At 37.9% G+C, this 16,192-nt stretch carries 9 protein-coding genes; 6 read left to right on the forward strand and 3 right to left on the reverse strand.

What is annotated here, in order from left to right; translation table 11 throughout:
• Positions 1-10 precede the first annotated feature (10 nt).
• The 3 genes from ACTBZY_RS21105 to ACTBZY_RS21115 are packed head-to-tail and all read right to left on the reverse strand — an operon-like array spanning position 11 to position 4,324.
• Complete coding sequence (locus ACTBZY_RS21105) at positions 11-1,402, reverse strand: sulfatase (RefSeq protein WP_463048371.1); 1,392 nt, start codon at positions 1,400-1,402, stop codon at positions 11-13.
• Positions 1,403-1,407: 5 nt separating this feature from the next.
• Positions 1,408-2,418, reverse strand: a complete 1,011-nt coding sequence (locus tag ACTBZY_RS21110; RefSeq protein ID WP_463048372.1) for a family 43 glycosylhydrolase — start codon at positions 2,416-2,418, stop codon at positions 1,408-1,410.
• 16 nt (positions 2,419-2,434) lie between these two features.
• Positions 2,435-4,324 (reverse strand): glycoside hydrolase family 97 protein, encoded by a 1,890-nt coding sequence (locus tag ACTBZY_RS21115; RefSeq protein ID WP_463048373.1) that lies wholly within the window; start codon positions 4,322-4,324, stop codon positions 2,435-2,437.
• Between the two features lie 487 nt (positions 4,325-4,811).
• Between ACTBZY_RS21115 and ACTBZY_RS21120 the strand changes: the two genes are divergently transcribed.
• From ACTBZY_RS21120 to ACTBZY_RS21145, 6 genes are all read left to right on the forward strand, one after another.
• The gene (locus ACTBZY_RS21120; RefSeq protein ID WP_463048374.1) at positions 4,812-6,137 is read left to right on the forward strand and encodes a sugar porter family MFS transporter; all 1,326 of its coding nucleotides are present in this window, start codon (positions 4,812-4,814) and stop codon (positions 6,135-6,137) included.
• Positions 6,138-6,236: 99 nt separating this feature from the next.
• On the forward strand, positions 6,237-7,712 hold the full coding sequence (locus tag ACTBZY_RS21125) for a sulfatase-like hydrolase/transferase (protein ID WP_463048375.1): 1,476 nt from the start codon (positions 6,237-6,239) through the stop codon (positions 7,710-7,712).
• Positions 7,713-7,715: 3 nt separating this feature from the next.
• Complete coding sequence (locus ACTBZY_RS21130; RefSeq protein WP_463048376.1) at positions 7,716-10,523, forward strand: heparinase II/III domain-containing protein; 2,808 nt, start codon at positions 7,716-7,718, stop codon at positions 10,521-10,523.
• A 3-nt stretch (positions 10,524-10,526) separates the two neighbouring features.
• Positions 10,527-12,524, forward strand: a complete 1,998-nt coding sequence (locus tag ACTBZY_RS21135) for a glycoside hydrolase family 97 protein (protein WP_463048377.1) — start codon at positions 10,527-10,529, stop codon at positions 12,522-12,524.
• Positions 12,525-12,555: 31 nt separating this feature from the next.
• The gene (locus ACTBZY_RS21140) at positions 12,556-15,339 is read left to right on the forward strand and encodes a heparinase II/III domain-containing protein (RefSeq protein ID WP_463048378.1); all 2,784 of its coding nucleotides are present in this window, start codon (positions 12,556-12,558) and stop codon (positions 15,337-15,339) included.
• A gap of 1 nt (position 15,340) precedes the next feature.
• Entirely contained in the window at positions 15,341-16,192 is an 852-nt protein-coding gene (locus ACTBZY_RS21145; RefSeq protein WP_463048379.1) for an alpha/beta hydrolase, read from the forward strand.

Below are 16,192 nucleotides of genomic sequence, written 5' to 3' on the forward strand. Positions count from 1 at the left end.
AGCCGATTTTCTAATTATTCAATTCTGGCATCTGTGCATTAACTTTCTTTTGCCACTGTTTTAATTCAGAAGATAGTTCTTTCACCTTCGCAGGATATTCTAGTACTAAATTTGTCTGTTCTCCTAGGTCATTTTCTAAGTCGTAAATAAACGCTTCTTCGGTTTCAAATTGGTATATGTATTTCCATTTACCCTTTCTAATGGCAGCTCCCATGGAGAGTCCCTCTTTTCTATGGTGTGGAAAGTGCCAATAAAGTGACCTTTCCGGAAATGTATTTTGGCCGTAAAATAAGGGCAACAGACTTTGTCCCTCTAAGTGAGCATAATCTGAAGGTGAACCTCCGGCTAACTCCAGGATGGTAGGAAAAAAATCGACACTCGTAACAGGGGTATCACTGATCGTAGATGCTTTCACTTTCCCAGCCCAATTGACAATCATTGGAACACGGATTCCTCCTTCATGAAGGGTACCTTTCAATCCTTTTAGCGGAGTATTTCCCCAAAGACCACCATTGTCAGAATAGAAAATAACAATCGTGTTTTCAAGCAGATTTAGCTCCTTTAATTTGTCCATTAGCTTCCCAACATTTTGGTCAAGCTTTTCTATCATTGCGAAATACTTATTGCCTCCATATTTCTCTAGGCTTTCTTTTGGAGCTGCCAAAGGGGTATGAACAGTGTAGGTTGAAAAATTCAAAAAGAAGGGCTTATTTTTATTTTCTTCCATGAAAGTCATCGATTCCTCACCTAATCGGTCGGTAAGGTATTCGCCTTCTGGACCATCTTTTATAGTGCCATTTTTATATGGAGAAAAATAACTAAAAGGCTGACCGTAAGCACAGCCGCCTATATTAACATCAAACCCTTGAGCATTTGGCAAGTACTCCTGATTTACGATGCCATCTTGGGTATAAATAGAGCCGTCACCCCCTAAATGCCATTTGCCAATATAGCCTGTGGTATATCCTTGATTTTTCAAAGCTTCGGCAATGGTAATCTCTTCATGAGGTAAATGGTCCATAAAATAAGCCTCCTTTAACTTATTTCCTTTGTTTGAATTGGTCAAATACTTTTCCATTGTAACCCCAGGAATATGGCAGGTTAGCTTTAAAGCCGCTGGTGATTTTCCTGTCATAAGACTGGCACGCGTAGGAGAGCACACGGGTGCAGCCGCATAAGCGTCTGTAAACATCATTCCATTATTTACCAACATGTCGATATTAGGTGTTTGAATTCCTTTCTTTTCCTTCCTATAACCCAAATCAGAATATCCCAAATCGTCTACTACGATAAGGACAATATTGGGCTTTTTTTCCTCCACTTGATTTCTAAATTCTCCCTTAAAAGAAAACAAGATAAATATGAGTAGAAAAGCGGTTAAACTTGTTTTAATATTTTTCATAGACACTACTCATTTTTCATTTCAAATCGGATTAAATAAGTCTGTTTGTTTTTTTGAACCATGGCAATTCCCCAATTACCAAAATCATCACTTTTAGAACTATCTGTTAGACTTGGCCGATATAAACCAGGTGCTTTAGGAATGTCCACCAGATTATTAAAAAGAGGCTTAAAACTAAATCCATCGGCAGCTAAATAAATACGCTGACTAAAAGAAGCCAAGGATAGCACGCCTGCGTCTTGACTCCAAATAAGGACTTCATGGCTTTTGTCTAAAACGGGTTTGGGATTTTTATTAAACGGACCTTCTGGTTTGACTGCCAAGGCTACACCCATCTGTGTTAGTCCAGGCCCTTTTTCTCCATGACTGGCAGACCTGCCTTTGTAATACATCCATATTTTACCGTCGCGAACCAATAAACTAGCATCGTCCACCCTATAACTGTCAAAATCTGCTGCTGTATCAGAAATAGTTAAAACTGGATTTTGCTTTGCTCGAATAAAAGGACCATTTGGGTTATCAGAAACAGCCAAACCTATGGCTGTGAAGTCATTGTTTGAATTCGCTTCAAATTCATTATTGACATTTCCTTCGGTAGGTTTTACAGCAGTGTAATACAAATAATATTTGCCATTTTGCTCCAAAACATTCGGGGTAAAAACAGAATGACTATCAAAGGCACCTTTTTCTCCAACATTCAGTGCCATACCTTGTTCTTCCCAAATGAAACCTTCGTCTGAAGAGGTCGCATACCAAATGGTACCCCAATAGCCAGAAGTTACTGGACTATCCATACGTGTGTACCAAATATAATAGGTATCGCCAACTTTTATAATGTCGCTGTTATCTCTTCGGTTGTAGCGTAAATCACTGCCAATACCACTTATTTCTACGTACTGAAATTTCAGATTGGTGCTTTTCGTTTTTGGTGTTGTCGGTCTGCCTTCTTGAGCATTCGCACTTTCGCTTATGCCGAAAATGCCAAACAATAGGGCCAATAATCTTATTCCTTTCATTCTTTAGATTTTAATACTAATTACTTGGTCTAATCCACATGCAGTGTCCTCCACCAGCTACCATTTTTGTATGAATGACATCTCCTTTTTTAACAGTCCCCTTTCGTATTTGATACGCCTCTGGATTTGTCCTACTGTCTGTTTTTTCGGTGTCTTCATAATAAGTGACCAAGTAATCTTGCCCATCCTTTAAAAAGTCCAGATTTAAATCTAAACCTCCTCCTTTACTATGCACCGAGCCAATAAACCATTCGTCTCCATGCCTTCTGGCTGTTGATATATATTCGTCCATTTTAGCATGCATGACTTTACTCTCATCCCATTGTCCTACTGGCATTTTTTGAATAAACTCGAATAAATCTAACTTTTCGGTGTAGGCCTCTGGAGCATCAGGAATACAAACAAGGCCACTAAAAATAATTAATGTTCGGGCCACTTCGGCAGTAACGGTAGTAATCAGAGAATTTAATTCCTTAGGGCCTTTCTCTCTTTTACCAGCATTCACTCCCCTTATATCAAAAATGCCATTATTCATATCTAATGGGCCTTGCAAAGCATTGATTAGGGCCATTCTGATAAATGCTTCAGGCGTAAAAGCACGTCTTGAGTCTTGCTGTGCATGACAATACTCTCTGGAAATAGCATTAGGGTAAGTTCTGGTCATACCTGTAAAGGGTACCGGATTATCATGAAAATCTATAAGCATTTTACTTTCAGCACTTAAACGAATAGCTTCTCTTGAAAACGATACATTCTTTCCCATAAAGCCATATTTAATACCACTCATTCCTAGCGATCTATAGTATGGAAAAAGCTCCTCATCACCATATATGCCCTTGTGCCTATCGTAATACAAAATCAAAGAAACACCTTTCTCTTTCGCATATGCAGACACTTTTTCCAAATCCAGTTTATCAGACATTTCTATATGCCCTTTCTTGACATCTGTGTACCAAGAATCGTCTATTAAGAAATACTCGATTTTATTTTTAGCCGCAAAATCAATGAATCGATAATAGCTGGCATTGTTTATACCATACGTAAAACCGTCAGCCGTTTTGTAGCCATGTACTCGCCAGTCCCAAAGCGTTTTACCAGGTTTAATCCAAGAAGGGTCTTCAATTTTATTTGCTGCGGCCACATTAAGGGGTATGGTATTGGTCACTAAGTCGCCTATATTTTTCTCCATCAAAATAAGTCTCCAGGGAGTGACTAAACTACCCTCTTGCTCGACAAAATCATTCTTCCCGATTAGCTTATCTCTCCGTTTATCAAATTTAAAATCAATCACGTTAAAGCCTGGAGCACTTGCCAAGTCCGACTCAAGCAAAGCAATAAAATATTCATTTTTAGCCTCAACCAGCAATGGCATCAATAACTTTGCTTTGCTTAAGGAATCTGGCGAGGTAGATAGACCAATGGGACCTATGGGTTTACGCTCTCCTGCAGGTGAATAAAGATGGCTCGTTTTAGACAATCCATATTCCATAAAAAACTGTGGCTTTAAACTATATGCAATATCCTCAACGATATACCGAAATGCCACGCCACCATTATACACTCTAATGTAAAGTTTAACGGGTATTTTTTCACAAAGCAGTGAAACTTCTAATTCATGATAATTATTTTCAATTTCGCTAAACTGACCCCAGACTGGACGCCAATTTTCATGCACCCTTGCCTCAGAAGTCTCTAAAATCTTGACCTCCGTATCTGGGAAAATTGACATTTCAGATTTCGAAACCATCGATTTCCCGTTCACATTTATCGCGTAATAAAACCCGCTCGACTGATTATCAATGCTAACCAATATTTTACCATCTGGCGACTTTAAATTCTTTGTAGTTATACCTGTGTCATATGAAAATGCTACTGATTTTAGGCTTAAGAAAAGAAATGAAATCATGATGCTTTTAACGCTTATTATCATCGTATCGATAGGATTGTTTAATTACATCACAAGATTAACAAACAATGACCTTAACCCATTTAAATTATGATGTCATATTAATCATTTCATGCTCATTTTTCATAAAAAGGAGCTTTAAGCTTACAATCCAAGCCGATTGACACTATCAATTCATGCATATTAATCTACTAAAACTAGTGTTCTATAAGTCTTTACCCTTAAAAGAACTATATTTTATACGCTTTGAATCATGTTTTATACTGCTCAAAAGCAATTGTTTTTAATATTGTAACAATATAAATATTTCAAAATATCGTAAAATATTTTCAAGGTTGAAGTCGAATGAATAGCCTCAAAATTTCACAGAAAACACTAGTTTTTTGCGTTACAAATGGGCTATTTAAAACAAGTCAAAAAAAGAATTGAAATATTGAATCGAGACAAAACGAGTATTTACTAATGCTCGTAACCCTAAAAGTATAAAATGAATAGAAAAATTTTACTGTGGTCAATTACTGCCGCCCTAGCAGGGTTCTTATTCGGATTTGACGTCGTCGTTATTTCTGGAGCCGACAAAAAACTACAAACCTTATGGCAATCTTCGGATTCTTTTCATGGATGGGTAGTTATGGGAATGGCACTTTGGGGAACTGTGGTTGGAGCCATTTTTGGTGGCTTTCCGACCAACAAATATGGTCGTAAAAACACCCTCATTGTCATCGGAATTTTATTTGCAGTTTCCGCTATCGCCTCCGCATTCGCAAATGACCCTTACGTATTTGCCTTTGCCCGTTTTATTGGTGGTTTGGGTGTAGGTGCTTCCACCATTGCGGCACCAGCTTATATTTCTGAAATAGCCCCTGCAAAAAATAGAGGACGTTTGGTGGCCATGTATCAATTCAACATCGTATTCGGAATCATGATTGCTTTTTTGTCGAACTACCTCTTAAGCAATTTGGGTGAAAATGCTTGGCGATGGATGCTGGGTGTTGAAGCCATTCCTGCCCTATTATATGTACTTTTTACACTGAAGGTACCCAAAAGCCCAAGATGGTTATTGTCAAAAGGTAGAGAAGCTGAAGCAAGAGAAGTTTTAAAACTCATAGAACCCGATGCGGACATAGATCTGCTCGTGAAAGAGTTAAATGCTCATTCGGATAAAAGTGATCACACAGAAAACATTTTCTTAAAGAAATATAGGTTTCCATTGACCTTGGCTTTTCTCATTGCTTTTTTCAATCAGTTATCTGGAATAAATGCCTTTCTATATTATGCTCCACGGATTTTTGAAGAAGCAGGCTTAGGTGAAAGCACTGCACTTTTAAGCAGCGTAGGAATTGGTATCACAAACTTGATTTTTACCCTTTTAGGCGTATTTCTAATTGATAAACTCGGCAGAAAGACGCTCATGTATATCGGTTCTGCAGGATACATTATATCCTTAAGCCTTGTTTCAGCTGCGTTCTTCTTGGGCTGGACAGGCATGGCAGTGCCAATTTTCTTGTTTTTGTTTATTGCCGCACATGCCGTAGGTCAAGGAGCCGTAATTTGGGTATTTATATCTGAGATTTTCCCGAACCACCTAAGAGCTTCTGGACAAGCGTTTGGAAGTTCCACACACTGGATTTTGGCTGCCATAATACCTTCTTCAATACCCTATTTATTCAATCATCCTAACATTGGTGCCGGTGTCGTTTTCTTAGTTTTTGCGGGTACTATGGTTTTGCAATTGATTTTTGTAGCTTTTATGATGCCAGAAACCAAAGGGAAAACCTTGGAAGAGTTAGAAGTCATTATTTTAAAGAAATAGGGGCAGTTATGATTCATAAGAGGTATACAAAGGAAATTCCATTGTGAGCCAACCGATATTTATTTGTTACTTTTTAACCCTATTAACAATTATAGAAAAATGAACATAAGCGTAATTAAATATTTTTTATTCATAGGTATTCTTATTAGTTTCTCATTTAATTCAACAGAAACTACCTTATCAGAAGAGCCACACTCGGCTGCCAAGAAACCTAATATTATAGTATTGCTTTGCGATGATTTGGGCTATGGTGATTTATCCTCATTCGGACATCCTTTTATAGAAACCCCAAACCTAGATAAACTTGGAGCTACAGGAATAAAGCTTACTAATTTCTATTCCGCAGCACCCGTGTGCTCTCCTTCTCGTGTTGGTTTATTGACAGGAAGAAGCCCAAACCGTGCAGGCATTTATGACTTTATTCCAGCACCAAACAAAAGTGAGGATATCAGAGATCTGGTGCACTTGCAAGCCCATGAGCAAACCATACCAGCTTTGCTCAAAACAGTAGGATATGCCACTTGTTTGGTCGGTAAATGGCACGGAAGCTCAAAGTTCAATTCGGATGCCCAGCCAAAACCTGACCATTTTGGTTTTGACCATTGGATGGCAACACATAATAATGCCGGTCCGAGCCATAAAAACCCTAAAAACTTTGTACGAAATGGAGAAGAGGTCGGTGAGATAATAGGATTTAGTAGCCAAATAATAGTTGATGAGGCCATAGATTGGCTAGAAAAGAAAGAGAACAACAATCCTTTTTTCTTAGAAGTGGCCTTTCATGAACCACATGAGCCAGTAATGTCGCCTGAAAACTTGGTTCAAAAATACCTTCAATACACCGACATTAGAGAAGAGGCAGAATATTTTGCCAATGTAGAGAATGTAGATATTGCTGTTGGCCGTTTGCTTGCTTATCTAGAAAAAAACAACATTGACAATACCTTAATAGTCTTCAGTTCTGATAATGGGCCAGAAACTTTGCACAGATACCCAGGTGCAAAAAAGAATTACGGAATTACTGCTGGTCTTAAAGGCCGAAAACTATGGACCAGCGAAGCTGGCATTAGAGTGCCTGCAGTAATGAAGTGGATTGGCAAAGAAACTTATACCGGCACTTCAGATGCCGTAGTTTCTTCTTTAGACTTCTTACCTACATTTTGTGAATTGGCAGGAGCCAAATTGCCTGAAAATAAATTAGACGGGGAGTCATTTAAGTCGCTTTTGGATAAAGGCAAATTTAAGAGAAGTAAACCTTTGATATGGGCATTCTATGACGCCATAAACGAACATAGAGTAGCCATGCGAAGTGGCGACTATAAAATTATGGCTCGTTTGGTCGCGAAAAATGAGGAGTTACCTCATATCCACAACTTATATGATGGCAACATTGACTTTGTCAAAGCTGCCCTGTTAACAGATTTTGTACTGTTTAATTTAAAAAGTGATTTTGCAGAATCTGAAGATTTGTCAAGCAAAGAGCCTAAAGTTTTCAAAAAAATTAAAAAGGAATTTGAAGCCGAATACAAAGACTTGTTGGCTGGAAGCCATGTTTGGGTACGTGAAACGGAATAAAAAATGAGATTACTACTACTTGTATGTTTAAGTTTGTTTTTAAAGCAAACCTCAAAGGCTCAGTTTATTTTTCCAGAGAGCATTGGGCGGAATCACCCGAGGTTAATTTCATCAAAACGGAACAAAGCGGATATTCGTAAACAATTAGAAAGCTCTTCTGAGATTAAAGAATCTTACGAAGGTATAAAAAGTAAAATCTCTAAATACGTCATCCAATATAAAACCGACCCAGAATGGCTATCATCTCGTATGCAGATGCATTGGAAAACTCATGCTAAGGAGGTTTATGTAGATGGAGCGTTTTATTCGCACGCCACAGGCTATGCACCAGTCCCAACTGTCCGATTTACAGGGCAGCGAGACTATGTGACAGACTATAAAACGCCTTCATTAGAAGAAACACAGCCTTATCTGGAAGATGAGCGAGGTATGTATGTTCAACATAAAGAAACAGGCAAATGGGACTGGATACCTCCGTCAAAAACAGGCCGCATTATTGAAAATACCAATGAGAATATTCTGGGTATAGCTCGTGATGCCGCATTGGTCTATTTTATTGAAGGTGATGAAGCTTATGCCAAATTAGCCACACATCTTTTTGATGTTTATATGCAAGGTTTGTATTATAGAAATGAACCTATAGATCTACAAAAAAGTAATATCCAAAACATTATAGGCATCACCTCTTTTCAAGTGATTAAGGAAAATATCGTGGACGAATTGGCTGAAACCTATGATTTCCTTTACGATTACCTTCAAAAAAACAAAAAAGAGCAAATTCCTGTTTACACTTCTTCCCTAAAAAAGCTAGCCGAAATTATCATAAAAAATGGTGTTCCAGATAATAACTGGAACCTACACCAGGCCAATTTTGTGATTCAATTAGCCTTGGTTCTTGATGATAACAGTGCTTATTCTGATGGTAAAGGATGTCAATATTATCTGAATCGGGTTTTTAATGAAACCGAAGCCAGACAATGGTCTGTTAAAGACGTTTTGGCTTCTGGTTACGACCAAGAAAATGGCATTTGGAATGAGAGTGCTGGTTATGCTATCAGTGTGGCTAAAGGCTATACACATTTGGCAAGAACAATTCAAGAGGCATTGTCAATAAACATATTACCTTACATGCCCATTTTGCCCAAAGCAGTCGCGATAATGCCGCAGTATTTGTACCCAAATAAATCGATTGTTGCCTTTGGCGACTCACATTATGGACCACTGGAAACCGAAGCCTTTTTAGACTTAGTGAGCAATGCCCAGCAATTTAAAAACCGTGAGCAGGAAGATGAATTCACTTCTCTTATTTATATGCTTGAAGGTAAGAGCCAAGAACATGGTAAAAGCAAAAATGCCTTTAACGAGTTTTTGTATGATTCCAAAGTAGCATTAGATGCTAACATTTTACCCGCAAAGCCCGAAGATTATATCACAAGTTCATTTTATGCTCCAAACGTAAGTTGGATAGCCATGCGAAATGGCTTTGACAAAAAACATGGTTTAATGGTTTCACAAGTTGGTTCACTAGGCAACCACGCACATTCAAATGGCATAGCCATGGAGCTTTATGGCAAAGGATTCATCTTAGGTCCAGAAGGCGGAAGAGGTTCTAGTTATTTCCAATCGGATTATAGAGAATACTATTCTCAATTCCCAGCACATAATACCGTGTCTGTTAATGGGAAATCGGAATATAATAAGATGCGGAGTTATTATGCATTTGAAGTCAACTCCTTATACCCTTCCTCTGAAAGAAAGACGGGCTTTTATCCCAATATTAACTTCTCTGATCTGTATTTTCATGAACCCAGTACCAATGCTGACCAAAATCGTGTTATGAGTATTGTGAGAACTGGCGAAAGCACTGGTTATTACATTGACATTTTTAGGTCGAGACAGAAAGAAGGTGCTGATAAATACCACGATTATTTTTATCATAATCTTGGACAAGAACTAGAATTCACCACTATTGATAATCAAAGTATAGTTTTAGAAAGTAGTTCAAAACTCACGTCTAAGGAAGGTAACATCAAAGCATACGATTATCTAAATGAAGAACGCTCTACTGCATTTGACAAGCCATTCAAAGCTACCTATAGCCTTAACCTAAGCGGACAAGAACAAGTCAAGATGAATATGTGGGTTCAAGGAAATCAGAACCGAGAAATATTTAAAGTATCAACCCCACCATCGGAGGCATTTAGACATAATGTAATTCCTGATGAAATAGTTAAAGACCCACTTCTAACCACCATCGTCAGGCAATACGGAGAAGCATGGACTAAGCCCTTTGTAACAGTTTACGAGCCATCTTCTGAAAATGAGCCGGCAACAATAAGAAGCGTTGAAAACTTTAAATCGGGTAATAATGAGAGCTCTTTTGTTGGTTTAAAAATAGAAAGTTTAGACCATAGAACGGATTATGTTTTCTCCTCTGATAAACATGACATTTATAGTCATGATGGAATCTCTTTTGAAGGAACCTACGCTCTGTCCAGTACAGAAAATTCAACTACTACCCTCTTTCTAGGAGCAGGAAAAAGAATTTCAAAAGACGGCTATTCTATAGAAATTCTTGGAAAGAAATCAGGCTCCGCAGCTTTCGTTTTTGGAAATGAAATGATGCTCAGCTGCGATGAAGCCATTCTACTAACCTTCCCTGATATCCTATCGGAAGGAAAACCATTATTAAATATTGGCATGAAACCACTAAACGGAAGCAGAGCCATAATAGACGGAAAAGCTTATATCTCTTTCAAAGTACCAGCGACAGAATATCAAACCATTACCTTAGAATCAATAAAAGATTAAAGAATGAGTAATTTATTAAAAATATATGGTCTTGGTATTAGCCTATTTCTGTCATTGGTTTCAGGAATACAAAGGCCGGATTACATTCAAGTAAGCTCTCCTGACGGTAGTAAAACTTTTAAGCTAATAAGCTTAAAAGATGAAAATAACATCCACTTTTCTATCTTAAATAATAAACAAGAACTTGTCTTACCATCCGATTTAACCCTAATTTCGAAAGAGTTAGACTTCAAGGGGAAGCTTTCTATTCTTAAAACAGAAAAGGTTTCTATTCGCCAAGAGTGGAGTTCTACTTTCGCTGAATTGAATACCATTCCCGACAACTATAATCAAATAAAGGTTTATCTAAAAAAAGGAAAAGCTCATGTAAACCTTATTTGCAGAGCTTATAATGAAGGGATAGCATTCTCCTATGAGATTCCAGAGCAAACTGGTGTTTCAGAAATCGGACTTGAAGAAAAAATCTCCTATAATTTCAAAGAAGACTATCCAGTTTGGTCTACACCCAAACGTGAAAAAGGAGTCCTGACAGCACAAGGGGAATACAAAAAAATACCTTTAAGCCAGCTAGAAGAAGGCTGTGAGCGACCACTTTTAATAGATATGGGTGAAAAACTAAAAGTGGCATTAGCAGAAGCTAAACTTATAAATTATGCTCGGCTTAGTTACACCAAAGGAAACACCTCCGCCTTTAGTATTTTGTCTACTCTTGATGGGGAAATGGAAACACAAAAACAAGACACCATAACAGGTGCCATAATATCAGAGAATTTAAAAAAAGGGGCTAAAGTCTATAAGCAACTACCCTTCCAGTCTCCATGGCGAGTAATTATGATAGCTCAAACTGAAGGCGAACTTTTAGAAAATAATTACGTCATTCAAAACTTAAACGACCCTTCTAAAATCAAAGATGAGTCATGGATTACTCCGGGGAAAGTTTTAAGAGAAACAACGCTGACTACAGAAGGTGGTTATGCCGCTATAAATTTTGTAGCAGAGCATAATATGCAATATGTATTGTTTGATGCTGGCTGGTACGGAAATGAAATGTATGACAACTCAGATGCTACCACCATTACGCCAGACCCAAAACGAACTAAAGGACCTTTTGACATTGAATCTATCTGTAAATATGCAGATAGCAAAGACATAAAAGTAATTCTGTATGTGAATCGGAGAGCACTTGAAAAACAGTTGGATGAAGTCTTACCACTTTTTAAAAAATGGGGTGTTTCAGGAATAAAGTTTGGGTTTGTAAGAATAGGCGACCAAAACGCCACAAGCTGGTTACATGAAGCCATAAAAAAAGCCGCTGAATATGAAATGATAGTGGACGTTCATGACGAATACAGGCCTACAGGTTTTTCACGAACGTACCCTAATTTACTTACCCAAGAAGGAATAGCGGGTGATGAAACTAGTGTAACTAATGAACACACATTAATCTCCATGTTTACTCGGATGCTTGCTGGTGCCGCTGATAACACCGTTTGCTATTACAACAATAGAGTAGACAAAATGGGCTCTAGAGCCTCACAATTAGCTAAAACCGTCTGTTTATTTAGCCCCTTACAGTTTTTATACTGGTACGACAAGCCTTTAGATTCGCCTGAAAAAACAGATGGTTTATGGGGAGACAGTAGACATATCGGTGTCGAACCAGAATTAGCTTTTTTTGATGCTGTGCCCACTACTTGGGATGAGACAAAGGTACTTATTGGAGAAATAGGAGCTATAGGCGTGATAGCAAGAAAAAAGGGCAGGCAATGGTTTGTTGGTGGTATTAATGGTACAGAAGAGCGTAAAGTAACTTTAGATTTCTCCTTTCTGGAGAAAGGCCAGAAATATACTGCAACAATTTACACAGATGACCCAGCAGTAAACACCCGAACCCATGTAAAAATTGAAGAGTTAAAAGTCACAGCCGACTCAAAACTAGAATTGGTCGTGCGTAGTAATAATGGTTTTGCCATTCAAATAGACCAAATAGTTATTAAATAACAATCAACACCAAACCTTAGAAAAGTATAACATGTCAAAAAGGTATTTATTAATCACTTTAAGTTTGCTATTTAATGTATCTGCATCAATAGCACAAAGCACCGAGCACCCTAGAATTTATATCAATAATGCTTCTAAGGCCCATTTTCTTAAAACATTAGAGCAGGTTGAATGGAAAAATGAATTGGTAAAAAAGAAAAAAGAGAACCTAGAGAAATACCTAGGTTTAATAGAAAAAGACCCACAATGGTTGGTTTCTAGATTACAAATGAACTGGAAAACCAAACATGACAAAGTCTATTTAAAAGGTGGTAATTTTTCCCATTCTGAAGGCTCGGCACCAGTACCTACAGTAAGGTACTCAGGCACAAGAGACTGGGCTACCGATTATAATCGACCAAAACTAGCCGATGTTATCCCTTATTTAGATGACCCGAGAGGCTTGTATCTAGAACATAAAAAAACTAAAAAGCAGGAATGGGTTCACCCTTCAAAAGCTGGCTTTGCCATTGAAAAAATCAATGAGCAGATTATGGAAATCGCTGAAGATGCCGCTTTCTTGTATTGGCTAACTAAGGAACAAAAATATGCAGCCTTGGCAGCCCCAATTTTCCTAACCTACATGGATGGCATGCATTACAGAGATGCTCCTATAGACTTAGAAAACTCTACTCAAAATGACATCTCAGGGCTTGCTACTTTTGAAGTCATACACGAAGGCATAGTGGTCTCATTAGTTACCACCTATGATTTTATGCATGATTACTTGATCAGCAAAAATACCAACCTGGATAATTCCATTGCAGTTTTTCAAAAATGGGGTGACCAAATTATTACAAAAGGAATACCTGACAATAACTGGAATCTCTTCCAAGCTCGCTTTTTGACTTACATCGGTTTGGTTTTAGAGAGCAATAAAAACTATAAAAATGGAAAAGGAAGAGAATATTTCTTAGATCACACTTTTACTACCTCCACTGATAGACAACTCTCTATAAAAGAATCCCTATTGGTGTATGATTTCGAAACTGGCATTTGGCCAGAATCACCCTCCTACTCTGTTCATGTAATTACTACGCTTTTGAGAATAATGACACTGCTAGACAATGCCACCAATCAAAACGAATTCCTAAATTATCCTATCATTGAAAAGGCAGCATTGGCCTCATTTCAATATTTATTCCCCTCTGGCTATACCCTAGGTTTTGGAGACGCTAATCATAAAATACTTCCTCCTGAAAACTTTGAGCTACTAATAGCAAATTATCAAAAGTATAATGGTACGGAGAAAGAGGCATTGATATCTAGTTTATTGGACCAAATGATTTCTGATAAATTATATACTCGAGAAGCAAAAGATTACTTCCAGCTATTCTTTTATGTGGATGAGCTAAAGCCTTCTTCTAAGAAGGAGTTACCAAGCTTAACCTCGCCTACTTTTTATGCTCCAAATGTCAGCATGTTTAACCAAAGGATGGGCTTGGGAGATGATGCAGTCATGATATCGACCGTTGGCTCCTTTGGTAATCACGCTCACGCCAATGGCATTTCTTTAGAGCTATTTGCTAATAATTACGCTTTAGGACCAGACTTAGGCAAAGGTCCAAGTTATTGGCATGAAGATCATAGAGATTTTTATGCTAGGTTTCCAGCTCACAATACCGTGGTGGTAGATGGCAAGTCTGACTATGCTGCCATGCGTACTTATAACCCTTTTACCTTGGATAATTTCTATCCACAAGTAGGAGAAACGCCTTCTTTTGATAAATTGACCTTTTCCAAGGTTTCTTTCTTTGAGCCAGAAACTGTTTCTGACCAACAGCGATTTACCGCCATTATCAAGTCCAATTCTGCGAAACCCTATATTGTCGATGTATTTCGTTCAAAGAAACAAAACGATGGCACCCAAAAACATGAATACATCTATCATAACCTCGGCCAATCGCTTGAAGTATTTAACTCAAAAAGCCAGCCTCTAAATTTGACAACAACGGATGATTTAAGTTCTAAAAAAGGCGATTTAACAGGATATGACTATTTCACAGATAAGAAAAAGATAGCTTACTCAGAAGATGTTCAGGCACTCTTTCGCTTAAAAAGCAATGAAAGTCCAGACAATTTGATGAGACTATGGGTCAAAGGCAGTCCAAACCAAACGGTATATGATGTCAATTCCCCTAAATCAAATGCACTTAGTGCTGGTACTGCTCCGGCAGAAATTGTAGACGAACCACTGCCAACTTTAATTCTAAAAAGAGATGAGGCTGCTTGGTCAAATCCATTTGCGGTAGTGTTTAATCCATACTTTGAAAACGGCGATAACCCAATTGAAAATGTTAGCTATTCTTCCCTAGCTAAATACCCAAACACACAAATAATTGATGTATTGCTAAACGATAAGAAAACGGTAGATAGATTAGTAATAAATGCATCAGAAAATGCTGTAGCTGCCGAAAGATCGTTTTTCCAAAGAGGTCTATTTTCAATCACTCGTCAATCAAACATTGATAATAAATTAGATTTCCTATTTCTCTCAGGAATGGAGAAATATGAAAACATGGGTTGGGATATTGTCTCCTCTGGTGAGCCCTTTACACTTACCTTAGAAAGCAAAGAAGGCGGCTTTTCAGTTTCTACCGATAAGCCTATTACCATTAACATGCCTTTAGCCAAAGGCAGTGAGGCTTTCATCAAATTTTATGATGATGCAGATAAGCTGATAAAAACAAGAAAAGGAACTACCAATAGAAATGACGATAAGCAAGTAGTCTTTAAGATAGAAAAAGCGTACGAAAAGATTGAAATAACATACTAATATGACTAAGAAAATCACATTATTTCTAGCTGCATTGCTCTTCATGAGTAATCTCTTTGGACAAGATAAATCAGCCAATGATATCACCTATAAAATAGTAGACCGAGATACTTTAAAGCTAAGGTTGATTTATCCTGACAATTATCAAAAAAACAAGAAATACCCTATCATCGTATTCTTTTTTGGAGGCGGTTGGAACGGCGGAACTATTCTACAGTTTGAAGACCAAGCTAAGTATTTTGCCACCAGAGGAGTCCTTTCTGCACTGGTAGATTATCGCGTAAAATCGAGGCATAAAACTACGCCCTATGAATCTGTAAAAGATGCAAAATCTGCCATGCGGTTCTTAAGAAGCAATGCCAAAAAATATGGCATAAATGGCAAGAAAATGGTAGCTGCAGGCGGATCTGCAGGTGGGCATTTAGCTGCTGCTGTGAGCATGCTCCCTGGTGTAAATGAAGACACCGATGATTTATCTGTCAGCTCCAAAGCCAGTGCTTCCATTTTATATAATGCTGTAATTGACAATGGTCCTACGGGTTTTGAACATAAAAGAATGGGCGAACGCTATTTAGAGATATCACCTATGCATAATATCACAAAAGGAGCTCCACCAGCCATTTTCTTCTTAGGCGACAAGGATAAATTAATCCCTGTAAACACTGCTTATGAATTCAAAGCGAAAATGGAAGCGGTAGGAAGCAGGTGCGATGTGTTTATTTACAAAGACCAGCCTCATGGATTTTTCAATAAAGGAAAACAGGAAAATGACAGATGCTACATAGAAACAACGCATGAAGCCGATGTTTTTTTACAATCTCTTGGTATCTTAAAAGGAAAAGCGACGCTATAA

It is taken from the genome of Arcticibacterium sp., from assembly GCF_055134445.1.